The 25,727-nt window shown below is 73.7% G+C and carries 23 protein-coding genes and 1 pseudogene; 9 read left to right on the forward strand and 15 right to left on the reverse strand.

Translation table 11 applies throughout. The features are described 5' to 3' along the window. Window positions 1-548, forward strand: a pseudogene (locus tag ABD345_RS05435) (hypothetical protein); the annotation flags it as partial. A 97-nt stretch (window positions 549-645) separates the two neighbouring features. Next, entirely contained in the window at window positions 646-1,080 is a 435-nt protein-coding gene (locus tag ABD345_RS05440; protein ID WP_344550608.1) for a DUF4259 domain-containing protein, read from the forward strand. 39 nt (window positions 1,081-1,119) lie between these two features. Here ABD345_RS05440 and ABD345_RS05445 read toward each other — a convergent pair whose 3' ends face one another. Then, the gene (locus tag ABD345_RS05445; protein WP_344550609.1) at window positions 1,120-1,443 is read right to left on the reverse strand and encodes a hypothetical protein; all 324 of its coding nucleotides are present in this window, start codon (window positions 1,441-1,443) and stop codon (window positions 1,120-1,122) included. Between the two features lie 319 nt (window positions 1,444-1,762). On the opposite strand from ABD345_RS05445, the gene ABD345_RS05450 reads away from it, so the two are divergent. Beyond that, complete coding sequence (locus ABD345_RS05450) at window positions 1,763-4,027, forward strand: glycosyl hydrolase family 18 protein (protein WP_344550610.1); 2,265 nt, start codon at window positions 1,763-1,765, stop codon at window positions 4,025-4,027. 9 nt (window positions 4,028-4,036) lie between these two features. On the opposite strand, the gene ABD345_RS05455 is transcribed toward ABD345_RS05450, so the two are convergent. From ABD345_RS05455 to ABD345_RS05480, 6 genes are all read right to left on the reverse strand, one after another. Next, window positions 4,037-4,753, reverse strand: a complete 717-nt coding sequence (locus ABD345_RS05455) for a spermidine synthase family protein (RefSeq protein ID WP_344550611.1) — start codon at window positions 4,751-4,753, stop codon at window positions 4,037-4,039. A gap of 72 nt (window positions 4,754-4,825) precedes the next feature. Beyond that, window positions 4,826-5,683, reverse strand: a complete 858-nt coding sequence (locus ABD345_RS05460; protein WP_344550612.1) for an amino acid ABC transporter permease — start codon at window positions 5,681-5,683, stop codon at window positions 4,826-4,828. Between the two features lie 13 nt (window positions 5,684-5,696). Further along, window positions 5,697-6,341, reverse strand: a complete 645-nt coding sequence (locus ABD345_RS05465; protein WP_344550613.1) for an amino acid ABC transporter permease — start codon at window positions 6,339-6,341, stop codon at window positions 5,697-5,699. A 16-nt stretch (window positions 6,342-6,357) separates the two neighbouring features. Next, a complete protein-coding gene (locus ABD345_RS05470; protein WP_344550614.1) occupies window positions 6,358-7,251 on the reverse strand; it encodes a glutamate ABC transporter substrate-binding protein in 894 nt (297 codons plus the stop codon). A gap of 14 nt (window positions 7,252-7,265) precedes the next feature. Beyond that, the gene (locus ABD345_RS05475; protein WP_344550750.1) at window positions 7,266-7,994 is read right to left on the reverse strand and encodes an amino acid ABC transporter ATP-binding protein; all 729 of its coding nucleotides are present in this window, start codon (window positions 7,992-7,994) and stop codon (window positions 7,266-7,268) included. A 74-nt stretch (window positions 7,995-8,068) separates the two neighbouring features. Further along, on the reverse strand, window positions 8,069-8,317 hold the full coding sequence (locus ABD345_RS05480; RefSeq protein ID WP_344550615.1) for a LapA family protein: 249 nt from the start codon (window positions 8,315-8,317) through the stop codon (window positions 8,069-8,071). Window positions 8,318-8,607: 290 nt separating this feature from the next. On the opposite strand from ABD345_RS05480, the gene ABD345_RS05485 reads away from it, so the two are divergent. Then, window positions 8,608-9,222 (forward strand): YbhB/YbcL family Raf kinase inhibitor-like protein, encoded by a 615-nt coding sequence (locus tag ABD345_RS05485; protein WP_344550616.1) that lies wholly within the window; start codon window positions 8,608-8,610, stop codon window positions 9,220-9,222. An 83-nt stretch (window positions 9,223-9,305) separates the two neighbouring features. On the opposite strand, the gene ABD345_RS05490 is transcribed toward ABD345_RS05485, so the two are convergent. Together ABD345_RS05490 and ABD345_RS05495 are read right to left on the reverse strand one after the other, a co-directional pair. Then, complete coding sequence (locus ABD345_RS05490; protein WP_344550751.1) at window positions 9,306-11,060, reverse strand: ABC transporter ATP-binding protein; 1,755 nt, start codon at window positions 11,058-11,060, stop codon at window positions 9,306-9,308. 100 nt (window positions 11,061-11,160) lie between these two features. After that, window positions 11,161-13,029, reverse strand: a complete 1,869-nt coding sequence (locus ABD345_RS05495; RefSeq protein ID WP_344550617.1) for an ABC transporter transmembrane domain-containing protein — start codon at window positions 13,027-13,029, stop codon at window positions 11,161-11,163. A gap of 329 nt (window positions 13,030-13,358) precedes the next feature. Here ABD345_RS05495 and ABD345_RS05500 point away from each other — a divergent pair, with 329 nt between their 5' ends. Then, the gene (locus ABD345_RS05500; protein WP_344550618.1) at window positions 13,359-14,234 is read left to right on the forward strand and encodes an aldo/keto reductase; all 876 of its coding nucleotides are present in this window, start codon (window positions 13,359-13,361) and stop codon (window positions 14,232-14,234) included. A gap of 177 nt (window positions 14,235-14,411) precedes the next feature. Here the strand turns inward: ABD345_RS05500 and ABD345_RS05505 are convergent, their stop codons facing one another. Next, entirely contained in the window at window positions 14,412-15,236 is an 825-nt protein-coding gene (locus ABD345_RS05505; RefSeq protein ID WP_344550619.1) for a MarR family winged helix-turn-helix transcriptional regulator, read from the reverse strand. 484 nt (window positions 15,237-15,720) lie between these two features. Here ABD345_RS05505 and fabG point away from each other — a divergent pair, with 484 nt between their 5' ends. From fabG to ABD345_RS05530, 4 genes are all read left to right on the forward strand, one after another. After that, a complete protein-coding gene (fabG, locus tag ABD345_RS05510; protein WP_344550620.1) occupies window positions 15,721-16,506 on the forward strand; it encodes a 3-oxoacyl-ACP reductase FabG in 786 nt (261 codons plus the stop codon). Between the two features lie 196 nt (window positions 16,507-16,702). Next, window positions 16,703-16,894, forward strand: coding sequence for a hypothetical protein (locus ABD345_RS05515; protein WP_344550622.1), 192 nt, complete (start codon window positions 16,703-16,705; stop codon window positions 16,892-16,894). Between the two features lie 308 nt (window positions 16,895-17,202). Continuing rightward, window positions 17,203-18,225 carry a phosphatase PAP2 family protein gene (locus ABD345_RS40245; protein WP_380272694.1) on the forward strand — a complete coding sequence of 341 codons (1,023 nt, stop codon included), beginning with the start codon at window positions 17,203-17,205 and terminating at the stop codon, window positions 18,223-18,225. 94 nt (window positions 18,226-18,319) lie between these two features. After that, window positions 18,320-18,595 (forward strand): DUF6343 family protein, encoded by a 276-nt coding sequence (locus ABD345_RS05530; protein ID WP_344550624.1) that lies wholly within the window; start codon window positions 18,320-18,322, stop codon window positions 18,593-18,595. Between the two features lie 10 nt (window positions 18,596-18,605). Here ABD345_RS05530 and ABD345_RS05535 read toward each other — a convergent pair whose 3' ends face one another. The 5 genes from ABD345_RS05535 to shc form a co-directional block, all read right to left on the reverse strand. Further along, the gene (locus tag ABD345_RS05535; protein WP_344550625.1) at window positions 18,606-19,997 is read right to left on the reverse strand and encodes an aspartate aminotransferase family protein; all 1,392 of its coding nucleotides are present in this window, start codon (window positions 19,995-19,997) and stop codon (window positions 18,606-18,608) included. 22 nt (window positions 19,998-20,019) lie between these two features. Beyond that, the gene (gene dxs, locus ABD345_RS05540; protein ID WP_344550626.1) at window positions 20,020-21,945 is read right to left on the reverse strand and encodes a 1-deoxy-D-xylulose-5-phosphate synthase; all 1,926 of its coding nucleotides are present in this window, start codon (window positions 21,943-21,945) and stop codon (window positions 20,020-20,022) included. Window positions 21,946-22,071: 126 nt separating this feature from the next. Further along, entirely contained in the window at window positions 22,072-23,097 is a 1,026-nt protein-coding gene (gene hpnH / locus ABD345_RS05545) for an adenosyl-hopene transferase HpnH (protein WP_344550627.1), read from the reverse strand. Between the two features lie 3 nt (window positions 23,098-23,100). Beyond that, window positions 23,101-23,769 carry a phosphorylase family protein gene (locus ABD345_RS05550; protein ID WP_344550628.1) on the reverse strand — a complete coding sequence of 223 codons (669 nt, stop codon included), beginning with the start codon at window positions 23,767-23,769 and terminating at the stop codon, window positions 23,101-23,103. Continuing rightward, entirely contained in the window at window positions 23,766-25,724 is a 1,959-nt protein-coding gene (shc, locus tag ABD345_RS05555; RefSeq protein ID WP_344550629.1) for a squalene--hopene cyclase, read from the reverse strand. Before shc ends, ABD345_RS05550 begins: the two co-directional genes overlap by 4 nt. Window positions 25,725-25,727 lie beyond the last annotated feature (3 nt).

Raw genomic sequence — 25,727 nt, forward strand, 5'->3', positions numbered from 1 at the left:
CAGCGGATCCGGAGGAAGCCGACCCCACCAAGGGCCGCCTGGTCAAGGTCCCCCCGGCGGACTTCAACCCCTTCGCCCAGACCACCCCGCCCCCGGCCCCCGCACCGGTCGCGGCCGCCGCCCCCGCCCCGGCCGCGGCGCCCCGCCCGGCCGCCACCGCCGACCCGTTCGGCACCACGCTCTCCTCCGAACCGGCCGACCCGTTCGGCACCGTGACCAGCCCGTCCCCGAGCGCCCCGACCCCGGCCATCCCGCCCCGGCCGAGCGCCCCGCCGGTCGTTCCGGCCGCGGAGCCGGAGGAGGCCGACCCGACCAAGGGCCGCCTGGTCAAGGTCCCGCCGCCGGACTTCAACCCCTTCGCACCCCCGGCCCCCAGCACCGCACCCGCCGCCGCAGCGGATCCGGAGGAAGCCGACCCCACCAAGGGCCGCCTGGTCAAGGTCCCCCCGGCGGACTTCAACCCCTTCGCCCAGACCACCCCGCCCCCGGCGGCTCCGACCACTCCGGCCGCCCCCCAGACCCCGCCCCCGTCCAGCCCGTTCGGCTAGCCGTCCCGTCCCCGGGCCCCAGCAGGGGCCCGGGGAACGGCGATCCGCTGTCGGCCCCCCTGCGAAGCTCCTCACCGCACTGACGCGGGAGCGCACCTTGGGCAGCTGGAACACCGGCCCGTTCGACAACGACGACGCCGCCGACTTCGCGGACGCCCTGGACGACGCCGCCCCCGAGCGGCGCGCCGCCCTGGTCCGTACCGCCCTGGTCCGCGCCCTGCGCGGGTCGGACGGGCCGGAGCACTCCGTCGGTCTGGCCGCCGTGGCCGCCGCCGCCCTGGTCGCCGCCCGGTGCCCGGGCGGCGAACCGGTCACCACCGCGCACGGCCCGCAGCAGCCGCTGCCCCCGCTCACCGCACTGCGACCGCTCGCGGCCAGCGCGGTCGTCCGGACCCTCGGTCCCGGTTCCGAGCTGACCGAGGGCTGGTTCAGGTACGCCGCCCACCTGGCCTGGCGGGGCGAGCCGCAACGCTTGCACGCCGTGCTGCGCGCGCCCGAGCCCCCGTTCCCCGGCCAGGAGCCGCTGTTCTGACCCGTCGGCGGGCCGGGCCACCGACCCGCCGACGGGCCGTCACCTCACCCCGGCCCGCCGGTCGTCGACCTCCTCGGCCAGGACGGCCATCCGGTAGAGCGCGACGAAGTAGCTCGTGGCGTACGAGTCGGCGGCGACGGCCGGCAGCAGTTCGGCGAGCAGGGCGCGGCGCTGCCGCAGGTGCTCGCGGTGGCGGGCGCCGAGGGGGCCGTCGAGGGTGGCGACGGTGCAGCCGGCGAGGGTGGTGGCCAGGGTGACCAGGGATTCGCCGTCGGGTTCCCGGTCGTACCAGTCCGGGGGGAACCGCAGGGCGCCGAACTCCTCCAGGAGCTGGCCCAGCAGTTCGATCTGATGTTCGAGCATGTCAATGATCATGCCGCACCGCCGGGCGCTTGGGAACGCATGTCGCACACATCACCCCCACCTCGCCCCCGTGCCCGGAGGCCCGCCCGCCGGACGGTCCGGAACGCGAATTCCCTCCTCAATGCGGAAACTTCCGGGTGGTCCAGACCTATTGCCATTCCATTACCTACTCCCTACCCTCCAATGACACAGGACCTCCGAGCTCCCCGACGGCCGGAAGATCCGCCGCACCTGCACACGCACCCCTCCTCCCCCACAGGCAGTGGAGCCCGCCCGCGCGCCCCGCCCGCGGCCGCCGCTCCCGGACACAGGAGTCCCCATGCGCAGACGTCGGTACCGCCTACCCCTCCTCGCCGTCGGCAGCCTGCTCGCCCCGCTGCTGGCCGTCTCCCTCCCGGCCCAGAGCGCGCACGCGGCCGAGCCCACCGCGGTCTTCCACAAGGACCAGGACTGGGGCTCGGGTTACGGCGGCGGCTACACCATCAGCAACGCCGGCAGCGCCGCGATCAACGGCTGGACGCTGGAGTTCGACCTCCCCGCGAACAACACCCTCGGCTCGCTGTGGAACGCCACGTACACCGCCGCGGCCTCCCACGTCACCGTGAAGAACCCGAGCTGGCAACCGCAGATCGCGCCCGGCGCCTCGTACGACTTCGGTTTCAACGTGGCCTATTCGGGCCCGTTCGCGGAACTGAAGAACTGCAAGCTGAACGGCAAGCCGTGCGACGGCAGCGGCGGCGACGACCAGGCGCCGTCCGTGCCGACGAACCTCACCGCGACGCAGTCCGGCGCGGGCCGGGCGACGGTGTCCTGGACGGCGTCCACCGACAACGTGAAGGTCGCCGGGTACGACGTGTACGAGGGCGCCACCAAGGTGTCCACGGTGACGGGCGACGGCACGGCGGTGACGCTCACCGGCCTGGCGGACGGCCGGCACACCTTCACCGTGGTCGCGTTCGACACCTCGGCCAACCGCTCGGCGGCCTCCGCCCCGGTCGGCGTCACCATCGCCCCGCCGCCGCCGGACACCGAGGCCCCGACCGCCCCGGGCACCCCGGTGGGCACCTCGGCGGGCGCGAGCACCCTCGGCCTGGCCTGGGGCCCGTCGACCGACAACGTCGAGGTGACGGCGTACGACGTGTACAACGGCGGGACGCTGGCCCTGACGGTCGCCGCCCCCACCACCGCGGCGACGGTCTCCGGCCTGTCCCCCGACACCCCGTACACCTTCACCGTGAAGGCCCAGGACGCGGCGGGCAACACCTCCCCGGCGTCCAACCCGGTGACCCTGCGCACCGGCAAGGTCAACCCGCAGACCGGCCTGACCATCGGCTACTTCACCCAGTGGTCGGTGTACGCCCGCGGCTACAGCGTGAAGAAGCTGGACACCTCGGGCAGCGCCGCGAAGCTGGACTACCTGAACTACGCGTTCGCCAACATCCACCCCTCCACCAAGCAGTGCTTCCTCACCAACAAGGCGGCGGGCAACGACTCCGACCCGAACGCGGGTGACGGTGCGGGCGACGCCTGGGCGGACTTCGGGCGCGGCTGGGACGCGGGCACCTCGGTGGCCGGGACGACCGACACCTGGGACCAGAAGCTGGCGGGCAACTTCAACCAGCTCAAGCAGCTCAAGGCCAAGTACCCGAACCTCAAGGTGCAGATCTCGCTGGGCGGTTGGTCCTACAGCAAGTGGTTCTCCGACGCGGCGGCCACCGACGCCTCCCGCAAGGCGCTGGTCTCCTCCTGCATCGACCTGTACATCAAGGGCAACCTGCCGGTGATCGACGGCCGCGGCGGCGCCGGTTCGGCAGCGGGCATCTTCGACGGCATCGACCTGGACTGGGAGTGGCCGAACTCGGAGGGCCACCTCGGCAACGTGATCCGCCCGGCCGACAAGGCCAACTACACCCTGCTGGCCCAGGAGTTCCGCCGCCAGCTGGACGCGCTCGGCGCCAGCACCGGCAAGCACTACACGCTGAGCGCCTTCCTGCCCGCCGACCCGGCGAAGATCTCCGCGGGCATCGACATCCCGGGCCTGTTCGGGGCGTTCGACTTCGCCACCGTCCAGGGCTACGACTACCACGGCGCCTGGGAGATGACCACCAACCAGCAGTCCGCGCTGAAGGTCGCCGCCGGCGACCCGTCCACCCCGGACCGGCGGTTCAGCTCGGAGATCGCCATCAACGCGTACGTCAACGGCGGCGCCCCGAAGTCCAAGCTGACCCTGGGCGTCCCGTTCTACGGCCGCGGCTGGACGGGCGTGCCGCGCGGCACCACCAACGGCCTGTTCCAGACCGCGACCGGCCCCGCGCCGGGCAGCTACGAGAACGGCTTCGAGGACTACTACAAGCTCAAGGAGAAGCTGACCAGCGGCGGTTACACCCTCTACCGGGACCCGGTGGCCGGCCACGCGTACCTCTACAACGGCACCGTGCTCTACACCTACGACGACCCGACGGAGATCACCCGGAAGGCCAACTGGATCAAGGAGCAGGGCCTCGCCGGAGCGATGATCTGGTCCTTCGACGGAGACACCGCCAACGGCGAGTTGATGACGGCGCTCGCCAACGGCCTGAAGTGACGCGGTAGTTCAGGCGCGGCGTGCCAGGTGGACGACATCCGGCACGCCGCGCTCGACCGGGACCTCCTCGGTCCGGACACCGGTGAACCCGGCCTCCCGCAGCGCCAGTTCGAAGGCGGCGGACGGCTGCGCGCCCCACACCGCCAGCACGCCACCGGAGTTGAGCCGGGCGGCAGCGCTCGCCAGCCCGGCCGGCCCGTACAGCCGGTCGTTCTCGGCGCCGACCGTCCAGTCCGGCCCGTTGTCGATGTCGAGGCAGAGCGCGTCGTAGCGCTCCCCCGCCCCCGCCAGGTACGCCACCAGGTCGGTGTGCAGCACCTCCACCCGGGGGTCGTCCAGCGCCCCGGCGGAGAACGCGCCCAGCGGGCCGGTGCGGTGCCAGTCGATGATCGCCGCCTCCCGCTCGACCACCGCGATCCGCGACCAGCGCGGCTCGGCGGCGGCGTGCGCCAGCGAGAAGCCGACGCCCAGCCCGCCGATCAGCACGCTGGGCCGCGCCACCGCCGCGAGCCCGTCCAGCGCGGCCGCCACCAGCAGCCGCTCGGAGCGGCCGTCGACGGTGTCCATCAGGAAGCAGCCGTTCACGATCACCTCGCAGTGCCCGCCGCGCCGCCGCAGCACCACCTCGCCGCCCGCGCTCTCCCGCCGGTCGAGCACCTCGGGCTCGGCCGGATCCCGGCGGCTGGGCAGCACGGCCCCTGCGGACTCCACGGGCGGCACGGACATGCGGCGACTCCTCGGGGATCGGCATCGATCGTCGACCCACTGACCCTAACCGACCCGCCCGGTCACCGTCCGCTACCCCTGCGGATCGGGCGTCACCCCTGCCGGAGCGACCGGCACACCGCCCTTCGCCTTCGGGCTGCGCCGCCCGCGCCGCTCCAGCCACTTGGCGAACCAGGAGAGCAGCAGGCACATGCCGATGTAGACCGGGGCGATCACCATCACCACCGGGATGAACGGCAGGTCGTAGTCGAGGTTGGTGGCGATCAGCTTCCCGGCGTGCAGGAACTCCTCGTAGGTGATCAGGAACCCGAGCGAGGTGTCCTTGAGCGCCACCACCAGCTGGCTGACGATGGTCGGCAGCATCGCCCGGTTCGCCTGCGGCACCAGCACGTACGCCATCACCTGGGTCTTGCGCAGCCCCAGCGCGTACGCCGCCTCCCGCTGCCCCTTGGGCACCGCCAGCACCCCGGCCCGGAAGACCTCGGCCAGCACCGAGCCGTTGTACAGCGTCAGCCCGGCCACCAGCGCCCACATCGGCGGGGCCTTGAGGGCGACGAAGATGAAGAAGATCATCACCAGCAGCGGCATCGCCCGGAAGAACTCCACCACCACGGTGGACGCCCAGCGCACCGCCCGGTGGTCGGAGAGCCGCCCGGCGGCGAACAGCGCGCCGAAGGGCAGCGCGAACAGCACCGTCCAGCCGAACGCCTTCAGGGTGTTGCCCAGGCCGCGCAGCAGCAGCTCCTGGACGCCCTCGTACTCGAAGGGCATCCACTTCTGGTACGTGAACTGCTGGGTGTGGAACAGCATGTAGACCACCCAGCCGAGCACGGCGGCGATCACCAGCAGCGCCAGCCACCCGTACAGCCGGTGCCGGGCCAGCGCCTTCGGGCCCGGCACGTCGTACAGCGCGGAGGACTCCACCGTCATCGGAACACCTCCGTCATCGGGACACCGCCACCCGTCGCTCCAGCACGTTGAACAGGGCGCTGATCGCCAGCGTCAGGATCAGGTAGCCGAGCGCGATCCAGACGAAGGTCCAGACGATGCCGTAGCCCAGCTCGTTGATGGTCCGGTAGGTGCCGAGCAGTTCGACCACGCTGAACGACCCGGCGATCGCGGTGTTCTTCGCCAGCGCGATCATCACGCTGCCCAGCGGGGCGACCACCGCCCGGTACGCCTGCGGCAGGACCACCAGGCCCAGCGTCTGGGTGAACGTCAGGCCCAGGCTGCGGGCCGCCTCGCCCTGCCCGGCGGGCACCGTGTTCACCCCGGAGCGCAGCGTCTCGCAGACGAACGCCGAGGTGTAGCAGCCCAGCGCCAGCACCGCGAAGGTGAAGAACGGCAGCGTGATGTCGAACCGGGGCAGCCCCAGCACCACGATGAAGAACAGCAGCGTCAGCGGCGTGTTGCGCAGCACCGTCACCCACCCGGTGCCGAACACCCGCAGCGGCTTCACCGGCGACACCCGGAACCCCGCCACCAGCGCCCCGAGCACCAGCGCCAGTACCGCGCTGACCAGGGTCAGCCACAGCGTGCCGAGGAACCCGTGCCAGTACGTGGACCAGTTGTCGGTCAGGACGTTCACCCCGTCCCCCTCCTTCCTACTGGTAGCGGTCGATCGCCGGCGGCTCGGGCGCGGGCACCCCGGACAGGCCGAGGGTCGCCTCGTACGCCTTCTTCCAGTCGCCGTTCTGCTCGTGCCGCTGCAGCGCGTCGTCCAGCGCCAGCCGCAGCACGGTGTCGTTCTTGGGCACGCCGATGCCGTACGGCTCGGTGGAGAACGGCTGCCCGACCACCTTCAGCTCGTCCGGCACCTTGGCCGCGTAGCCCTGCAGGATCGCGTTGTCGGTGGTCACCGCGTCGACCTGACCGGTGATCAGGTTGTCCACGCAGGCCGAGTAGGTGTCGTAGCCGATCAACTTGGCCTGCGGGTAGTCCTGCTGGATCCGCTGGTACGGGGTCGACCCGGCCGCCGAGCAGACCTTCCGCCCGGCGAGGTCCTGCGGCCCGTCGATCTTCGTCTCGTTCTTGCGGACCAGCAGGGACTGCCCGGCGATGAAGTACGGCCCGGCGAAGCCGACCAGCTTCTTGCGGTTGGCGTTGATGGTGTAGGTGCCCACGTAGTAGTCGACCTGCCCGTTCTGCAGCGCCGTCTCGCGGTTGGCGGAGGCGATGGTGCGGAACTCGATCTGCCCGGGTCCGAAGCCCAGGTCGGCGCCGACCATCCTGGCGATCTCGATGTCGAAGCCGGAGTACTCGCCGGTGGCCGGGTTCTTCTCCCCGAGGTACGGCTGGTCCTCCTTGGCGCCGACCACCAGGTGGCCGCGCGCCCGGGCCGCGTCCAGGGTGGGCGAGCCGGTGACGGCGTCGCCGCCGCGCACCTGGTAGCTGGGCAGCGCGCCGGGCTGCGGCCCCTTCGGCGGCGGGGTGCCCTCCTTGCCGCAGCCCGCCGCCCCGACCAGCAGCACGAGCAGCAGCGCCCCGAGGCGTCTCATCGTCCCCGGCCCCCTCAGTGCTTCAGGATCTTGGAGAGGAAGTCCCGGGCGCGCTCGCTGCGCGGGTCCGCGAAGAACTCCTCGGGGACGCGGTCCTCGACGATCCGCCCGTCGGCCATGAACACCACGCGGTTGGCGGCCGACCGGGCGAAGCCCATCTCGTGGGTGACCACCACCATGGTCATCCCCTCGGCGGCCAGCGCGCGCATGACCTCCAGCACCTCGTTGATCATCTCGGGGTCGAGCGCCGAGGTCGGCTCGTCGAACAGCAGCGCCTTCGGGTCCATCGCCAGCGCCCGGGCGATCGCCACCCGCTGCTGCTGGCCGCCGGACAGTTGCGCCGGGTACTTGTCCTCGTGCGCCGCCAGCCCGACCCGCTCCAGCAGGCGGCGGCCCTTGGCCTCGGCCTCGGCCCTCCCCCGCTTGCGGACCTTGACCTGGGCCAGCGTCACGTTCTGCAGCACCGTCTTGTGCGCGAACAGGTTGAAGGACTGGAAGACCATCCCCACCTCGGCGCGCAGCTTCGCCAGCCCCTTGCCCTCGGCGGGCAGCGGCTGCCCCTCGATCAGGATGGTGCCGCTCTCCACCGTCTCCAGCCGGTTGATCGCCCGGCACAGCGTGGACTTGCCCGACCCGGACGGGCCGATCACCACCACGACCTCGCCCCGGTCCACCGTCAGGTCGATGTCCTGCAGCACGTGCAACTGGCCGAAGTGCTTGTTCACCCCGCGCAGTTCGATCAGCGGCTCCCCGGCCGCCCCGGCCCCGCCGGTCGGCCCCGCCCCCGCGCTCTCCCCCGTGTGCTCCCCCGGCGCCGTCACCTGCTGCGCCGTCCCTTCAGCAGCCAGCCCAGCGCCGTCCCGGCGAGCAGCGTCGCCAGCAGCGCGATCCACAGCGGGCAGGTGACGGTGAACACCCAGAACTGGATCTTCACCTTCTCCAGGTTGGCGAACAGGAACCAGACCGCCAGCACCACGATGACGCCGATCCCGATGTACCGGGTCGGGATCCCCGCGATCTCGTTGCGCTGGGTACCTGACGGAGAACCACCTGATGTCTTGGTCACCCCCGCAGTCTGCGCCCGGCCCCGACCCGCCGGCCGCCGCGCCACCCCGCCACCGCCGCCCATTCACCCGTCCGCGTCACGAGCCGACGCCCGGGCCGACGCCCGGGCCGACGCATGGGCCACCGGACGGGCCGCCCGACCCGCTCGGGCCGCGTCGCGAGCGGCCCCGCCGTCACCGGCCGGAAGCAGCCCCTGCCCCACCCGCCCCCTTGACCCCCTCCCGGAACACCGATTGGCTGGCACCGCCGTCACCGTGACGGACAGTCAACTCACTTCCCCGGGGGGACCAATTGACCACCTACCGCCGACCCGGACGCCGCGCGGCCGCCCTCGCCGCCGCCCTGGCCGTCAGCTGCACGCTCGTCGCCGCCGCGGCCCCGACCGCCACCGCGGGTGCCGCCCGCCTCACCCCCTTCACCCTCACCAGCCCGGACTTCCACGACGGCGGCAAACTGCCGCAGTGGACCGAGTTCGGCGGACCGGGCGCCGAGGGCGCCCCCTGCCAGGGCAAGAACCTCGCCCCCCGGCTGGACTGGCGCAACGCCCCCGCCGGGACGCTCGGCTACGCCCTGCTGGTGAACGACCCGGACGCCCCGCTGGCCGGCGGCTGGCACCACTGGGTGCTCTACGACATCCCCGGCGACGCCCGCCGGATCGACGGCCACGGCAAGCTCCAGTACACCCAGGGCGCCAACAGCTTCGACACCAACGGCATGCCGGTGGTCGGCTGGGGCGGCCCCTGCCCGCCCGCCACCGGCCAGCCCCACCACTACGTCTTCACCCTCTACGCGCTCTCCACCCCCACCCTCCCGTCCGCCGGGCTGACCTACGAAGAGGTCACCACCGCCATCCAGCCCCACGTCCTCGGCGCCACCAGCATCGTCGGCACCTTCAAGCTGCCCTGACCCGACCCGCCCGGCTCCGCCGGTGGGACGGCCGGGGGCGCCACCCGCACGCCCCCGGCCGGCTCCCCGGCCCCGGGGGCCGGCTACCGCTCGTCCCGCCAGGAGCGCCAGAGCGCCGCGTAGGGCCCGCCGGACGCCACCAGCTCCGGGTGCGACCCGTACTCGGTGATCCGGCCCTGCTCGACCACCGCGATCACGTCGGCGTCGTGCGCGGTGTGCAGCCGGTGGGCGATCGCCACCACCGTACGGCCGGCCAGCACCCGGGACAGCGAGCGCTCCAGGTGCCGGGCCGCCCGCGGGTCGAGCAGCGAGGTGGCCTCGTCCAGCACCAGGGTGTGCGGGTCGGCCAGCACCAGCCGGGCCAGCGCGAGTTGCTGGGCCTGGGCGGGCGTCAGCGCGGTGCCGCCGGAGCCGACCTCGGTGTCCAGCCCGTCGGGCAGCGCGTCCACCCACTCCGTGGCGTCGACCGCGGCGAGCGCGGTCCGCAGCTCGGTGTCGTCGGCGTCCGCCCGGGCCAGGTGCAGGTTGTCCCGCAGGGTGCCGACGAACACGTGGTGCTCCTGGTTGACCAGCGCGACCTCGGTGCGCACCCGCTCGGCGGGCATCCGCGACAGCTGCGCCCCGCCGAGCGTGACCCGGCCGCGGCCCGGCGCGTAGATGCCCGCGAGCAGCCGGCCCAGCGTCGACTTGCCCGCCCCCGACGGCCCGACCAGGGCGACCCGGCTGCCCGGTTCGACGTCCAGCGTGATGTCGCGCAGCACGTCCGTCCCCTCGCGGTAGCCGAAGCTGACCTGCCGGGCCTCGACCCGGCGGCCGTCCGGGCGCAGCGCCTCGTCGGTCTCCGGGTCGGCGACCTCGCGGACGCCGACCAGCCGGGCCAGCGAGGTCTGCCCGATCTGCAGTTCGTCGTACCAGCGCAGCAGCCGGGAGACCGGGTGCACCAGGGCCTGGGCGTACAGCACGCCGGTGGTCAGCCGGCCCGGGCTGATCAGGCCGTGCAGGGCGAACAGACCGCCCAGCACCAGGGTGCCGAGCACGGCCAGCGCGTAGGTGCCGTCCACAGTGGGGAACCAGACGCTGCGCAGCCAGAGGGTGTAGCGCTCCCATTCGATCCAGCTCTTGATCTTCCGGTCCGTCAGTTCGACCCGGCGGTCGCCGAGCCGCAGCGCCTCGACCGTCCGCCCCGCGTCGACCGTCTCGGCGAGCACGGTGTTGACCGCCGCGTACCCGGCCGACTCGTTGCGGTAGGACTGCGGGGCCCGCCGGAAGTACCAGCGGGAGGTGAGGAGGAGCAGGGGCAGGCCGAGCAGGGCGGTGGCGGCCAGCAGCGGGGAGGTGACCAGCAGGGCGCCGAGCACCAGGGCCACCGAGACCAGGGCGACCACCAGTTCGGGCACCGCGTCGCGCACCGAGCGGGCCAGCCGGTCGATGTCGGTGGTGCCCCGGGAGACCAGGTCGCCGGTGCCGGCCCGCTCCAGCACGCCGAGCGGCAGCGCCACCGAGCGGACCAGGAAGTCCTCCCGCAGGTCGGCCAGCACCTCCTCGCCGAGCACGCTGCCGCGCAGCAGCGACAGCCCGGTGAACGCCGACTGGACCACCAGCGCGGCCAGGTACCACCCGATCGCGGCGGTGACCCGCCCGCCGCCGCCGGTGGCCAGTGACTCCACCAGCGAGCCGAGCACCGCGGGCCCGACCAGCCCCGCCACCGTCGCCGTCCCGTGCAGGGCCACCACCCCCGCCAGGCCGCCGCGGTGCCGCCGCAGCAGCATCCGCCCGTACGCCCGCACCGCGGCGGCGGAGCCGACCGGCAGGGTGGTGACCGGCCCCTGCTCGTGCATCTTCGGGGGCTTCACTGCGTGCTCCTTCGGTTCCGGTGGACGTGCGGACGCCTGCTGGTGCGGTCGGGCCGCCGACTCGTGCGCCGGTGCGGCGGCCCGGTCACGGCGCGCCCCCGGCCGCCCCGGGCCCGGCGGGAGCCGCGGCGGCCCCGGCCGGTTCCGCCTGATCCGCTGGCTCCGGCGCCCCGGCCGGGTTCTCCTCCCGGGTGACGACGGCCCGGTAGCGCGGCTCGCCGGCCATCAGCTCGCGGTGGGTGCCGGTGGCGGCGACCCGGCCGTGCTGGAGCAGCAGGACGGTGTCCGCCCGGTCGAGCAGCAGCGGGCTGGTGGCGAAGACCACCGTGGTGCGCCCGGAGCGCAGTTCGCGCAGGCCGGCGGCGATCCGGGACTCGGTGTGGGCGTCGACCGCGCTGGTCGGTTCGTCCAGCACCAGCACCGGCGGGTCGGCCACCAGCGAGCGGGCCAGGGCGAGGCGCTGGCGCTGGCCGCCGGAGAGCGAGCGGCCGCGTTCGGTGATCCGGGCCGCCATCGGGTCCCCCGCGCACTCGGGCGAGCCGTCGACGAGCGCCTCCAGCGCGTCCTGCGCGCGGGCGGCGGCCAGCGCCTCGGCGGGTTCGACCCGGCCGGAGCGGGGGACGTCGAACAGCTCGGCCAGGGTGCCGGAGAGCAGCACCGGATCCTTGTCGTGGACCAGCACCGCGGCTCGGGCGGCGGCCAGCGGCAGGCCGTCCAGTTCGACGCCGCCGAGCCGGACCGAGGGGTCGGCCCGCCGCCCCTCGGCGAGCACCGGCCGCCCGCCGAGCCGGGCCGCCAGCTCGCCCGCCGCGTCCGGGTCGCCGCAGACCACGGCGGTCAGCCGCCCGGCCCGGGCGGTCAGCCCGCTGACCGGGTCGTGCAGGTCGGAGCGGTCGGCCCGGCGCAGCAGCTCCGCCCCGGCCGCCCGGACCGGCTCCGCGCCGCCCGCCGGTTCGCCGTCCCTGGTCAGCGAGAGGACCCGCACGGCGCGCCCGGCGGAGACCCGGGCGACGCTCCAGGCGTGCGCGGCCTCGCCGATGACCCGCAGCGGGGCGGCGAGGAAGGCGGTGGCGCCGTAGACGGCGATCAGCTCGCCGACGCCGATCGACCCGTCGAGGGCGAGCCGGGCGCCGTACCAGGTGACGCCGACCACGAACAGGCCGGGCAGCAGCACCTCCTGGGCCTGCATCACCGCCCAGGTGCGGGCGGCCCGGACGGCGGCGGCGCGGACCCGCTGGGAGGCGGCCCGGTACCGGTTCAGGAACAGCTCCTCGCCGCCGATGCCGCGCAGCACCCGCAGCCCGGCCACCGTGTCGGCGGCCAGTTCGGACGCCTTGCCGCCGAGCGCCCGCTGTTCGTCGTAGCGCCGCTCGAACGGCCCGAGCAGCGGCCACACCGCGGCGGCCAGCACCGGCACCCCGAGCAGCACGGCCAGGCCGAGGCCGGGCTGGCGCCAGAGCACCACGGTGCTGACGCCGAGCCAGGCCAGCACCGCGCCGTACAGCCGGGCGGTGAGCTCGACGTACCAGCCGATCTTCTCGACGTCGCCGCTGGAGACGGCCACGATCTCGCCGGTGGCGATCCGCCGGCTCAACCCGCCGCCGAGCGCCGAGGCCTGACGGGCCACCAGCTGGCGGATCTGGGAGGCGGCCTGGATCCAGTTCCACACCACCTGGCGGTGCAGCAGGACCGTCATCGCGGTCTGCACGGCGGACAGCAGCAGGGCGAGCAGCCCGGCCGCCAGCAGGGCGCGGGTGTCGTGGTCGACCACGGCCTGCACGCCGCGGCCGATCGCGACGGGCAGCGCGGCGAGCGAGCCGAGCTCCAGCGTGCTCCAGAGCGTGGCGAGCAGCCGGCCGCGGCGCTGGGCGCGGCCGAGCCAGCGCAGGAAGCCGCGCGGGGAGCTGAGGTCGGGACTGCCGGGGTCGGGCAGCGGCAGGGGGACGAGCGGCATGGTCGCTCCGTTGCGGGGTGGGACGGGGCAGGGCGGGACGGGCGGCCCCGGCCGGCGGGGCGCGGGCGGGCGCGTCGGCCGGGCCCGGTGGGGCCCGGCGCGTCGGAGGTGCGCGGCGGAGCGGGTGGTCGGCTCGTCACATGCGGCGAGCCTGACCTCCGCGGTGTGACGCACGCAACGGGTTTTCCGGCGGACCGGCCCGATCCGGCCGCCGTCCCGTCCCGCTTTCATCCGTTCCGGGGAACTCCCGGTGCGCGGGAATAAGCCGGTGTTCACCGCCGTTGCCAGCGCTCCGGAAGCAGAAGGACAACCGAAGGGCACCCCTTCCAGTGAGCAGCACTCCCGCAGTACCCCCGATCCCCTCGATCGCGCTGAACAACGGCGTGCGGATCCCGCAACTCGGCTTCGGCGTCTGGCAGGTGCCGGACGCGGAGGCCGTCCCCGCCGTGCGCACCGCCCTGGAGGCCGGGTACCGCTCGGTCGACACCGCCGAGATCTACGAGAACGAGACGGGCACCGGCCGGGCGATCGCCGAGTCCGGCGTGCCCCGCGACGAGCTGTTCGTGACCACCAAGCTGTGGAACTCGGGCACCGTCGACTGGTCCGGCGAGCAGGGCCGCGACCGGGTGCTGCGCACCTTCGACGAGTCGCTCGGCCGCCTCGGCCTGGACGTGCTGGACCTGTACCTGATCCACTGGCCGCGCCCGATGCACGGCAACGCCTTCGTGAACGTCTGGCGCGCCTTCGAGCAGCTGCACGCCGAGGGCCGGGTGCGCGCGATCGGCGTCTCCAACTTCCGCGTGCCAGACCTGGAGCTGCTGTTGAAGGAGGCCGAGGTGAAGCCGGTCCTCAACCAGATCGAGCTGCACCCGTACTTCCCGCAGGAGGAGCTGCGCGCCCTGCACGCCGAGCACGGCATCGCCACCGAGGCGTGGAGCCCGCTGGGCCAGGGCAAGGAGCTGCTGGCCGAGCCCGCCCTGCTGGCCGTCGCCGCCAAGCACGGCCGCACGGCGGCCCAGGTGGTGCTGCGCTGGCACCTGCAGTCCGGCGTGATCGCCATCCCGAAGTCGGTCACCCCCGCCCGGATCCGGGAGAACCTGGACGTCACCGGCTTCGAGCTGGACGCCGAGGACCTGGCGGCCGTCGCGGGCCTCGCCACCGGGCAGCGGATCGGTCCCGACCCGGCCGGCTTCGACTGGAACTGACGCCCCGTCCGCTGACCGACCGTCAGTGGCGGGCCCTGCCACCGGCAGTGAGCCCCGGGGGAACGGAAGGGGCCGGCACCCGAGCGGGTGCCGGCCCCTTCCGTCGCGTCCGGCCGGTGCCGCGTGGCCGGCCGGGCGCCGGCCGCCCGGCGAGCCGGATGGCGCTGTGCAGAATCGTTACAGCCGGGCTGCCTTGGCGAGCAGCGTCAGCGCCTGCACGTGCTCGTGCGGCTCCAGCGGGGAGAGCAGCGCCTCCTGGACCTCGCGGACCCCGGCGGTGGAGCGGTGCAGCAGCTCCTGGCCGGTCGGGGAGAGCGAGAGCAGGTTGCGGCGCCCGTCCGAGGGGTCGCGGCGGCGCAGCACCAGGCCGCGCCGGACCAGCCGGCTGACCATCTCGGCCATCGTCGCCTTGTCGAGCGAGGCGAGCTCGCCGACCGTGCGCTGGTCGGCGCCCGGTTCGGTCTCCAGCGCGTCCAGCACCGCGTACTGAGGAGCCGTCAGCTCGGTGCCGACCTTCTCCGACCAGAGCTTGGTGTGGACCTGCTGGGCGACCCGGATCAGGTAGCCGATGGCCCGCTGGGCGTCCAGCGTCGGCCGGGCGTCCGTCATCACGGCGACGGCCCCCGGTTCCAGCCGGGCTATCCGGGCCATGATCCGGACGATCTCCAGCTGCTCGTCCGGGCCGAGCGGCTCGAACAGGGTCCGCTGGACCCGGACCACGCCGCCGGTCGCCTCGCGGACGGCCTGAGCGCCGTTCTGCGAGAGCGCCAGCAGCTTGCGCCGGCCGTCGGCCGGGTCCCTGCGGCGAAGCACCAGGCCCCGCCGGACCAGCCGGGCGACCATCTCGGCCATCGTCGCCTTGTCGAGCGAGGCCCGTTCGCCGACCGTGCGCTGGTCGGCTCCGGGCTCCAGTGCCAGTACCAGCAGCACCGCGAACTGCGGAGCCGTCAGCTCGGTACCGACGTATTCGGACCACAAGCGGGTGTGCACCTGCTGGGCCACGCGGATGAGGTGACCGGGCGACTGCTGCAGTCGGCCGGGCACGCGGGTTGTCGGGATCTCCCCCAGCACCATGAAATCCGTCCCGGTGTCACGCGCGGGTGTGTGTGGGACACCCGCGCGGGGCAGTAACGGCGAGTGAGCATCCCGCTGTGAGAGAGGACGCGCCGGCCGTGCAGCCGGTGGCTGCTGGCGCACACTATACAAACGGTCGGCCTGGACCGGCAGGTAGGGGCGCAGAGTAGTCGCAGGATTGGCGAAGTTGGCATATTTCCCCCGTATGTCGGGACCACGCCCAACCTGGTTCACCCGCTCGGCCGCTTTTCGTCCTCACCCTCTGTCACCTGCGGCGCTGCCCCCTGGCCGGAAATCCTACTCATCGGTAGGGTTACCGCGCTGCGCGCTGCGCAACCCATTTATTTCTCATCGACGGGTCACCGGCCCGCGCCGCTCCCGTCGTCCGACTTCGAGAGAGACGAGTACGAAGATGACCGAGCAGAGCACGTCCGTGACCGCCGGCGCTCCGGCGCGGGTGGCCGTGGTGACGGGTGCGGCCCGCGGGATCGGCGCCGCCACCGCGCTCCGGCTGGCCGCGGACGGTTACGCCGTCGCCGTGGTCGACCTGACCGAGGCCGGCGCCGAGGGCACCGCCGAGGCGGTCCGGGCCGCGGGCGGCCGCGCGCTGGCCGTCGGCGCGGACGTGTCGGACGCCGAGCAGGTGGAGGCCGCGGTGGAGCGGATCGCCGCCGAACTCGGCGCCCCGGTGGTGCTGGTGAACAACGCGGGCGTGCTGCGCGACAACCTGCTGTTCAAGATGTCCGAGTCGGACTGGGACACCGTGATGAACGTGCACCTCAAGGGCGCCTTCCTGATGACCCGCGCGGTGCAGAAGCACATGGTGGCGGCCGGTTTCGGACGGGTCGTCAACCTGTCCTCCTCCTCCGCCCAGGGCAACCGGGGCCAGGCCAACTACTCGGCCGCCAAGGCCGGCCTGCAGGGCTTCACCAAGACCCTGGCCATCGAGCTCGGCAAGTTCGGCGTCACCGCCAACGCGGTCGCCCCCGGCTTCATCGCCACCGACATGACCGCGGCCACCGCGGCCCGGGTGGGCATGGAGTTCGAGGCGTTCAAGCAGGCCGCCGCCTCCGCCATCCCGGTCCAGCGGGTCGGCGTGCCGGAGGACATCGCGCACACCATCTCCTTCCTGGCCTCCGAGGGCGCGGGCTTCGTCTCCGGCCAGGTGATCTACGTCGCGGGCGGCCCGCTCGACTGACCCCGCCGCCCGCCCCGCCGAGCGCGCCGGAGGGCCCGACCGGACGGTCGGGCCCTCCGGCGCGTTTCGTGGTGCGCCGCCCCGGGCCCGGGTCCAGACTCGATGGCAGACCTCCCGCCGCCGGCCCCGGCGGCGGGCGCGCCCCCGCCGGAGGGGCCGCCCGGGCCCTCCGGCGCTCCACCCACGGAGGATCTTGATGACCGATTCCACGGACAGCGAGTCCGAGCCGACCCCGGACCACCTGCTGCACACCGGGGCGGAGAGCCCGGTCGACCCCGAGGACCTGGTGATGGCCTCGGGGCGCACCCCCACGCCGGAGCTGGTCGAGAAGGCCAGGAAGGACCTGGAGGAGCAGGGCGCGGCGGCCGTCGAACGCCTGCTGCCCTGACCCCGGCGGCGCCCGCCCGAGACGGCGGCCGATTTCCCCGGAGACGACCCGGAAGTGACCTGGGTCACGGGAAATCGGCCGCTGATTCGTTCCCGCACTACCCTCCGGGCAATTGGAGAAACCACCCGAATGCAGTCACCCGGAGCGCCGGGGAGCGTGATTTGGCCCACTCCCCGCCCCCCTTTCCCGCTCCGCTACGCGCGTCCTGAACTGCCGCTATGGAGAAACGGGGTACGACACGTCACCACCGGGTGACAGATGCCCCGAATAGCCCGGACGCCCGGGGGCCGCCCGGTAATGTCGAAGCCGTGCCAGCTGATCCCGAATCCCCCGAGCAGCAGATATCGACCGCACCGCGCACGGTTCCGGTCCGTTCCGGTCAGGAATCTCCAACCGGAGCGTCGGAATCCGCGTTCCCCTCGATCAGCCGGCGGCACGCCCTGCTCTTCGGCCTGGTCGGGCTGCTCTACCTGGCGGTGGTGCTGGCCATCCTGTACGACTCCCCGCTGGTCGACCTGGACTGGTCGCTCCAGCAGTTGCGGCCCTACAAGCAGTGGCCCGGGGCGCTGCCCTACCTGGACATCTGGGTGGTCGCCGGGCAGCGCGGCCCCACCGCGATCGCGGCCTGCCTGTGGCTGGGCTGGCGCTGCTACCGCTCGCACTCGGCGCGGCCGCTGCTGGTGATGGGCATGGCGCTGCTGCTGCTGAACCTCACGGTCGGCGGGGTGAAGATCCTGACCGGCCGGCTGGGCCCGCACTACGCGCACTACGTGGGCTCGCCCGAACTGTTCTCCGGCGGCAGCATCTTCCCGTCCGGGCACACCGCGAACGCCGTGGTCACCTGGGGCGTGCTGGCCTACCTGGCGACCCGCTGGCGGCGGACCGGATCGGTGCTCGCGGCGCTCACCGCGGCCTCGATCGGGCTGACCACCGTCTACCTGGGCACCCACTGGATCTCGGACGTGTTCGCGGGCTGGGCGGCGGGCGCGCTGGTGCTGCTCTCGCTGCCGCTGGCCGAGCCGGCCGTCGCCGCGCTGGACCGCCGGGTGCTGGCGGCCTGGCACCGGGAGGGCCGCTTCGCCCGCCCGACCGCCGCCGCACCCCGGCCGCGCCCGGCGGCGGCGCCCCGTCCGCAGTGGCCCGCGCGCCCGCTGCCGGCCCGCCCTCAGCCCGCCCAGGCCCGCTCCACCACACCGTCCCGCACCGTCAGGTTGAGCCGGTCGGAGCGGTACTCCATGGTCAGCAGCGCCTCCGGTTCCAGCACCCGCACGGTGCGCCAGCCCCGCTCGGCGGCCAGCGCCCGGGCCGGCTCCACCGGCAGCCCCGGGTAGTCGTCCAACCGGTCCCCGTGCAGTTCGTCCATCGCCCGCCTCCCCGCGCCCGAACAGTCCTAGGCTGGAAAGGGTACGAGGGAGGCGGTTGCGTATGCGGCGCGCCAGGACGCCGAAGGTGTGGCTGAGCGGAACGGAACCGGCCACCGCGCGCAGTGACCTGAAGCTGCGGTTCCTGCTGTCGGTGCTGTTCCTGCCGTTCTTCGCGCTGTGCACGGCGGGCTTCGCGGTGTGGGCCGCGCTGGCCCCGGCGCACGGCGCGCCGAGCAGCGGGACGCTGACCGTGTTCGCGGTGGGCTGCGGGGTGCTGACGCTGCTCGCGGCGGCGGACCTGTGGGTGGTGGTCCGCCGCCGCCGCACCGAGCTCTGAGCGCCGCGGGTCAGCGCGAGCCGACCGCCTGCTTGACCAGGGTGCGCCCGAAGTCCCACATCAGGCCGCTGCCCCGGTGGGCGTCGTCCATCACCTCGGTGAAGGCGTCGACGAAGCGGTCGACCTCCTTCTCGGTGACGATCAGCGGCGGGATCAGCTTGATCACCTCCAGGTGGTCGCCGGAGACCTGGGTGAGGATCCGGTGCCGCTGGAGCAGCGGAACGACCACCATCTGCGCGAACAGGCCCTTGCGGGCGGCCTGCAGCGCCGTCCAGCCGGTGCGCAGCTTGAGCGACTTGGGGCGGCCGAACTCGATGCCGATCATCAGCCCGCGCCCGCGCACCTCGGCGAGCAGCTCGTACCGCTCGGTCAGCGCCGCCAGCCGGTTCCGGAACAGCTCGCCGACCTTCGCGGCGTTCTCCACCACGCCCTCCTGCCGCATCACGTGCAGGGTGGCCAGCCCGGCGGCCATCGCCTGGGCGTTGGAGCCGAAGCTGGCGGAGTGCACCAGGACCCGGTCCATCGAGGAGTACACCTTCTCGAAGATCCACGACTTGCCGAGCGTCGCCCCGATCGGCACGTACCCGCCGGAGAGCGCCTTGGCGGCGCACACCAGGTCGGGGCGGACGCCCTCCTCGGCCTGGTAGGCGAAGAAGGTGCCGGTGCGGCCGACGCCGGTCTGCACCTCGTCGCAGATCAGCAGCGCCTTGTGGGCGTGCAGCAGTTCCTGGGCGGCGGCCAGCCAGCCGGGCGGCGGGGCGAGCACGCCCTTGCCCTGGATCGGTTCGACGATCAGCGCCGCGACGTCGCCCTTCTTCAGCTCCTTGCGCAGCGCGTCCAGGTCGCCGAGCGGGATCGCGGTGTCCGGCAGCAGCGGGTCGAAGCCCTTGCGGAAGCCGCCCTCGCCGTTGACCGAGAGCGAGCCGGCGGTGAGGCCGTGGAAGGCGTGGTCGCAGTAGAGGACGCGGCGCTTGCCGGTGGCGTACCGGGCGAACTTGAGCGCCGTCTCGACCGCCTCGGTGCCGCTGTTGCCGAAGAACACCCGGTCGAGGCTGGGCGCGTGGGCGATCAGCTGTTCGGCGAGCAGGCCGGGCAGCGGGGAGCAGTCGAAGCGGGTCAGGTCGGCCGTCTCCAGCTCCATCACCTGCTCGATCGCGGCCCGGACGGCGGGGTGGTGCCGGCCGAGCGCGAAGATGCCGAACCCGGCGAGCATGTCGAGGTACTCGTTGCCCTCGGCGTCGTAGAAGTACGGACCCTTGGCGCGTTCGTAGTACCGGTCGAAGCCGATGGTGTGCAGCATCCGGGGCAGCTGCGGGTTGAGGTAGCGGGCGTGCAGCTCGTAGCGCTCGCCGCCCCGGGCGTCGAGCAGGGCGGCGAGGTCGAGCGGTTCGGCCTGGGTCACGCTGGTTCGCTCCAATCGGTGGCTACTTGCGCGGCACCCTGGGCCGGTACTCCTGGGCGCCGCTCCGCGTGCCGGGCAGCAGGCGGCGGGCGTAGGCGGCGGTCTGGGCGGCGACGCCGGTGCCGGTGAGTCCGATCTCCTCCAGGATCTCGCCGCGCGAGGCGTGCGCCAGGAACTCCTGCGGGACGCCCAGGTCGCGCAGCGGCACGTCGACCTCGGCGTCCCGCATGGCCTGGGCGACGGCGGCGCCGACGCCGCCGGCCCGCCCGTTGTCCTCGACGGTGACCACCATCCGGTGCGCGGCGGCCAGCGCGACCAGCGCGGGGTCGACCGGCTTGACCCAGCGCGGGTCGACGACGGTGGCGGTGATCCCGTCGGCGGCCAGCAGCGCGGCGGCGTCCAGGCAGGCGGGGGCCATCGAGCCGACCGCGACCAGCAGCACGTCGGGGCTGGGCCCGGTGCGGGCCAGCACGTCGACGCCGCCGATCCGTTCGATCGCCGGGACCTCGGGGCCGAGGTCGCCCTTGGGGAAGCGCACCACGGTGGGGGCGTCCTCGACCGCGACGGCCTCCCGGAGCTGCTCGCGCAGCCGGTCGGCGTCGCGCGGGGCGGCCAGCCGCAGCCCGGGGACGACCTGCAGGATCGACATGTCCCACATGCCGTTGTGCGAGGCCCCGTCGTTGCCGGTGACCCCGGCCCGGTCGAGCACGAAGGTGACGCCGAGCCGGTGCAGCGCGACGTCCATCAGCACCTGGTCGAAGGCCCGGTTCAGGAAGGTCGCGTAGACCGCGACGACCGGGTGCAGCCCGCCGGTGGCCAGGCCGGCGGCGGAGGCCACCGCGTGCTGCTCGGCGATCCCGACGTCGTAGGTGCGCCCGGGGTGCGCGGCGGCGAACGGGCCGAGCCCGACCGGGTGCAGCATCGCGGCGGTGACGGCGACCAGGTCGGGGCGCTCGGCGCCGAGGGCGAGCATCTCCTGGCTGAACACCGACGTCCAGGAGGCGCCCGCGGACGGGGAGATCGGCAGGCAGGTGTACGGGTCGATCGGGCCCACCGCGTGGAAGCGGTCGGCCTCGTCCTGCTCGGCGGGGCGGTAGCCGCGGCCCTTGACGGTCAGGCAGTGCACGATGACCGGGCCGCCGAAGTGCCGGGCCTGGCGGAGCGCCTGCTCGACGGCGGCGATGTCGTGGCCGTCGATCGGGCCGAGGTACTTCAGGCCGAGGTCCTCGAACATGCCCTGCGGGGCGAAGGCGTCCTTGAAGCCCTTCTTGGCGCCGTGCAGCGCGTCGAACAGCGGCGGGCCGACCACGGGGGTGCGCTGCAGGGCGTCCTTGCCCCAGGCGAGGAAGCGCTCGTAGCCGCGGGTGGTGCGCAGGGTGGCGAGGTGGTGGGCGAGGCCGCCGATGGTCGGCGAGTAGGAGCGCTCGTTGTCGTTGACGACGATGACCAGCGGGCGGTCCTCGGCCTCGGCGATGTTGTTGAGCGCCTCCCAGGCCATGCCGCCGGTGAGCGCGCCGTCGCCGATCACGGCGACGGTGCAGCGGTCGACGCCGAGCAGCTGGTTGGCCTTGGCGATGCCGTCGGCGTAGCCGAGCGCGGTGGAGGCGTGCGAGTTCTCGATCAGGTCGTGCTCGGACTCGGCCCGCGAGGGGTAGCCGGACAGCCCGTCCTTGGCGCGCAGCCGGCTGAAGTCCTGCCGGCCGGTGAGCAGCTTGTGCACGTACGCCTGGTGGCCGGTGTCCCACAGGACGCGGTCGTGCGGGGAGTCGAAGACCCGGTGCAGGGCGATGCTGAGCTCGACCACGCCGAGGTTGGGGCCGAGGTGGCCGCCGGTGCGGGTGACGGCGTCGATCAGGAAGTCGCGGATCTCGTCGGCGAGCAGCGGCAGCTGCTCGGGGTGCAGTCGTCTGAGGTCGGCGGGCCCGGTGATCCGGCTCAGCAGTGGCATGGCGTACCCCTCCGGCTGGTTCGGTGTGCGTGGACTGTCGGTGTCCAGCCTGCGGCCCGGCGGTCGCGGTCGCCCGTCGGCGTGGGCCGCCCGTATGGGGTACGGGCGGCCGGGCCGGGGTCCCGGTCAGACCGCCTTGGGCGAGGCGAGGGTCTCCCGGGCGGCCCGGATAGACTCCTTGAGCGAGCCCATGGTGGCGAGCACGGCGGTCGGTTCGTACCCGCAGTGGGCCATGCAGTTGTCGCAGCGCGGGTCACGGCCGCGGCCGTACTTGTCCCAGTCGGTCTTCTCGATCAGCTCGCGGTAGGTGGGGACGTAGCCGTCCGACATCAGGTAGCAGGGGCGCTGCCAGCCGAACAGCGAGTAGTTCGGGATGCCCCAGGCGGTGCACTCGAAGTCGACCTTGCCCTCCAGGAAGTCCAGGAACAGCGGGCTGTGGTTGAGCCGCCAGCGCCGCCGGTTGCCGCCGGAGAACGCCTTGCGGAACAGCTCGCGGGTCTGCTCGACGCCGAGGAAGTGCTCCTGGTCGGGGGCCTTCTCGTACGCGTAGGCCGGGGAGATCATCATCTCGTCGACCTTGAGGTCGTCGTTGAGGAAGTCCAGCACCTCGACCACGGTCTGCGCGGTGTCGGTGTTGAAGAAGGTCGAGTTGGTGGTGACCCGGAAGCCCCGCCGCTTGGCCTCCTTGATCGCCTCGACGGCCTCCGCGAACGTCCCCTCCTTGGCCACCGAGGCGTCGTGCCGCTCCTCCAGTCCGTCGATGTGGACCGCGAAGGTGAAGTACGGCGAAGGGGTGAACTTGTCGAGCTTCTTGCGCAGCAGCAGGGCGTTGGTGCACAGGAAGACGTACTTGCGGCGCGCCACCAGCTGGCGGACGATCTCGTCGATCTGCGGGTGCATCAGCGGCTCGCCGCCCGCGATGGAGACCATCGGGGCGCCGCACTCCAGGACCGCGCCGACCGCCTGGGCGACCGGCATCCGCTGCTTGAGGACGCCCGCCGGGTGCTGGATCTTCCCGCAGCCCTCGCACTTGAGGTTGCAGGCGAACAGCGGCTCCAGCTCGACGATGAGCGGGAACTTCTTCCGTCCCCTGATCTTCTGCTGCATGAGGTAGGTGGACACGCGGACGGTCTGACGCAGCGGCATGGCCATTGCTTAGCTCGCCTCCTGGGGGAGCGTCGAGGGCTGTGGGTTCGTCAGCTGGGCGGGTGTGGCGACGGCCTGCCGGTGCCACGCGGTGAGGGCCGGGACGGCGGAGCGCAGGGCCCGCCAGGCGCGCACCCCGGCCGGCAGGGTGCCGGGGCGGATCAGTTCCCGTTCGGGGGTGTCGACGACCACCCGCAGCACGGCCGCGGGCAGGTCGGGGGCGTGCCGGGCGCGGGCGGCCAGCACGGCGGCGGCCTCCATGTCCACGGCGAGCGCGCCCGCGGCGTGCAGCCGGGCCCGCTCGGCGCCGCGCACCACCCGGTCGGCGGTGCGGTGGGTGCCGAGGTGGACCCGCAGGCCCGCCTCCTCCAGCGCGGTGGCCAGCGCGGGCGCGGAGGCCAGCGGGTGGTCGCCGCCCTCGGCGTCGGTGACCCGGTCGGCGACGATCACCTCGCCGGGGCGCACCCCGGGCCCGAGCGCGGCGCCGAACCCGGCGACCAGCAGCGCGCCGTAGCCGCCCGCGTCGAGCAGCGCGGCGGCCTTGCGGCCGGCGGCCCGGCGGCCCATCCCGGTGCGGGCCAGCACCGCCGGGCCGCCGGCCGCGCCGGACCAGTCGCCGCCGCGCAGCGCCCAGGCCTCCGGCCCGAGCGCGCACAGCACCAGTAGCGGGTCCGTCATCGCTCACCGCCCCGGCCGAGCGGGGCGTCGTGCACGTAGCGGCCGAGCGCGGTGACCGGGAAGACCAGGCGGTACAGGTGGTAGTTGATGGAGAAGTCCCAGGGGAAGCCGGTGCCGGTGAACTGCGGTTCGTCCCACGTGCCGTCCTCGCGCTGGGTGCCGGTGAGCCAGCCGACGCCGCGCTCGACCGCCTCGGACCCGCGCTCGCCGGCCGCGAGCAGCGCCATCAGCGCCCAGGCGGTCTGCGAGGCGGTGGACTCGCCGCGGCCGGCCCAGGTGGCCGGGTCCTCGTAGGAGCGCATGTCCTCGCCCCAGCCGCCGTCCGGGTTCTGCCGGTCGGTCAGCCAGGCGACGGCGCGCCGGACCGCGGGGTGGCCGGGGGTGATCCCGGCGGCGATCAGGGCGGGCACCACCGAGCCGGTGCCGTAGATGTAGTTGGTGCCCCAGCGGCCGAACCAGGAGCCGTCGGCCTCCTGGTGGCGCAGCAGCCAGGCGACGCCGCGCCGGGTGCGCGGGTCCCGGGCGCGGCCGGTCTCGGCGAGCATCTCCACCACGTGCGCGGTGACGTCCGCCGAGGGCGGGTCGATGACCTCGCCGAAGTCGCAGAACGGGAGCTTGTTGGGGAGCTTGCTGGTGTTGTCGGCGTCGAAGGCGCCCCAGGCGCCGTCCTTGGACTGCATGCCGAGGTTCCAGTCGACGGCCCGCTCGACGGCGCCGGCCAGCCGGGCGGCGTCGGGGTGGTCGATCCGGCGCAGCGCGAGGACCACCTCGGCGGTGTCGTCCACGTCCGGGTAGGTGTCGTTCTGGAACTCGAAGGCCCAGCCGCCGGGGGCCAGCCGGGGGCGCTTGACGGCCCAGTCGCCGCGGGTGGTGACCTCCTCGCCGAGCATCCAGCCGCCGGCCCGGACCAGGGCGGGGTGGTCGCCGGGCAGTCCGGCGTCGCGCAGCGCGATGGCGGCCAGGCAGGTGTCCCAGACCGGGGACTGGCACGCCTCCATCCAGCGCTTGCCGTCCTCGGTGTGCACGGTGAAGGAGTCGAAGGCGGCGAGGCCGGCCCTCATCACCGGGTGGTCGAGCCGGTAGCCCATCAGCCGCAGCGCGATCAGCGAGTAGACGGCGGGCGGCTGGATGCCGCCCCAGCAGCCGTCGGCCTCCTGGCGCTCGACGATCCAGGCGGTGGCCTGCCGCAGGGCCAGGCGGCGCAGCGGTTTGATGGCGTGCCGGCGGTAGCGGTGCATCAGCTGGTCGAGCCGCTGGAAGAGGCCGTCCCAGCTGTGCGCGGGGGCGAGCGGCCGGACGGGGTACGGGTCGGCCGGGTCGGTGTGCAGTTCGGTGAGGCCGAACGGGGCGGGGCGGACCGGGCGGTGCGCGGAGACCACGGTGAGCGGGACGATGGTCTGCCGGGCCCACTGGCCGAAGGAGTAGATGTTCAGCGGGGCCCAGCTGGGCAGGAACAGCACCTCGGGGGGCAGTTCGGGGAGCTTCTCCCAGGGCCACCAGCCGAACAGCGCGAGCCAGATCCGGGTGAACACCCGGCTGGCGGCGATGCCGCCGCGCTCGCGGACGAAGGCGGCGGCGGCCCGCATGTGCGGGGCGTCCGCGGCGTCCCCGGCGAGCCGGAGGGCCACGTACGCCTCGACGGTGGTGGAGAGCTCGGGCGGGCCGCCGTGGAAGGTGGCCCAGGTGCCGTCCTCCCGCTGCCGGGAACGGATCCAGGCCGCGGTGGCCCGGGTCTGCTCCTCGGTGCGGATGCCCAGGAACTCCCTGAGCAGCAGGTCTTCGGCGTCCATGGTGACGTTGGTCTCCAGGTCGCCCTTCCACCAGCCGTCGGCGTGCTGGAGTGACAGCAGGTGTGCGGTGGCGCGGCTGAGCGCCGCCGCTGGTGAGGAATCGTCAGATCGTGTTACTGCAACTGAGGTTTGGGGTCCGAGCCTTCCACCCGCGGTTGCTGTCACTCT

The sequence above is a fragment of the Kitasatospora saccharophila genome (assembly GCF_039529925.1).
GTDB classification, from domain to species: Bacteria; Actinomycetota; Actinomycetes; order Streptomycetales; family Streptomycetaceae; genus Kitasatospora; species Kitasatospora saccharophila.

What these genes read in the sequence shown, in the direction of transcription:
- ABD345_RS05445 (WP_344550609.1), bottom strand. Translation starts at nt 1,443, where the DNA reads ATGCTCGAACATCAGATCGAACTGCTGGGCCAGCTCCTGGAGGAGTTC.
- ABD345_RS05450 (WP_344550610.1), top strand. Translation starts at nt 1,763, where the DNA reads ATGCGCAGACGTCGGTACCGCCTACCCCTCCTCGCCGTCGGCAGCCTG.
- ABD345_RS05455 (WP_344550611.1), bottom strand. Translation starts at nt 4,753, where the DNA reads ATGTCCGTGCCGCCCGTGGAGTCCGCAGGGGCCGTGCTGCCCAGCCGC.
- ABD345_RS05460 (WP_344550612.1), bottom strand. Translation starts at nt 5,683, where the DNA reads ATGACGGTGGAGTCCTCCGCGCTGTACGACGTGCCGGGCCCGAAGGCG.
- ABD345_RS05470 (WP_344550614.1), bottom strand. Translation starts at nt 7,251, where the DNA reads ATGAGACGCCTCGGGGCGCTGCTGCTCGTGCTGCTGGTCGGGGCGGCG.
- ABD345_RS05490 (WP_344550751.1), bottom strand. Translation starts at nt 11,060, where the DNA reads ATGCACGAGCAGGGGCCGGTCACCACCCTGCCGGTCGGCTCCGCCGCC.
- ABD345_RS05495 (WP_344550617.1), bottom strand. Translation starts at nt 13,029, where the DNA reads ATGCCGCTCGTCCCCCTGCCGCTGCCCGACCCCGGCAGTCCCGACCTC.
- fabG (WP_344550620.1), top strand. Translation starts at nt 15,721, where the DNA reads ATGACCGAGCAGAGCACGTCCGTGACCGCCGGCGCTCCGGCGCGGGTG.
- ABD345_RS05515 (WP_344550622.1), top strand. Translation starts at nt 16,703, where the DNA reads ATGACCGATTCCACGGACAGCGAGTCCGAGCCGACCCCGGACCACCTG.
- ABD345_RS05530 (WP_344550624.1), top strand. Translation starts at nt 18,320, where the DNA reads ATGCGGCGCGCCAGGACGCCGAAGGTGTGGCTGAGCGGAACGGAACCG.
- dxs (WP_344550626.1), bottom strand. Translation starts at nt 21,945, where the DNA reads ATGCCACTGCTGAGCCGGATCACCGGGCCCGCCGACCTCAGACGACTG.
- hpnH (WP_344550627.1), bottom strand. Translation starts at nt 23,097, where the DNA reads ATGGCCATGCCGCTGCGTCAGACCGTCCGCGTGTCCACCTACCTCATG.
- ABD345_RS05550 (WP_344550628.1), bottom strand. Translation starts at nt 23,769, where the DNA reads ATGACGGACCCGCTACTGGTGCTGTGCGCGCTCGGGCCGGAGGCCTGG.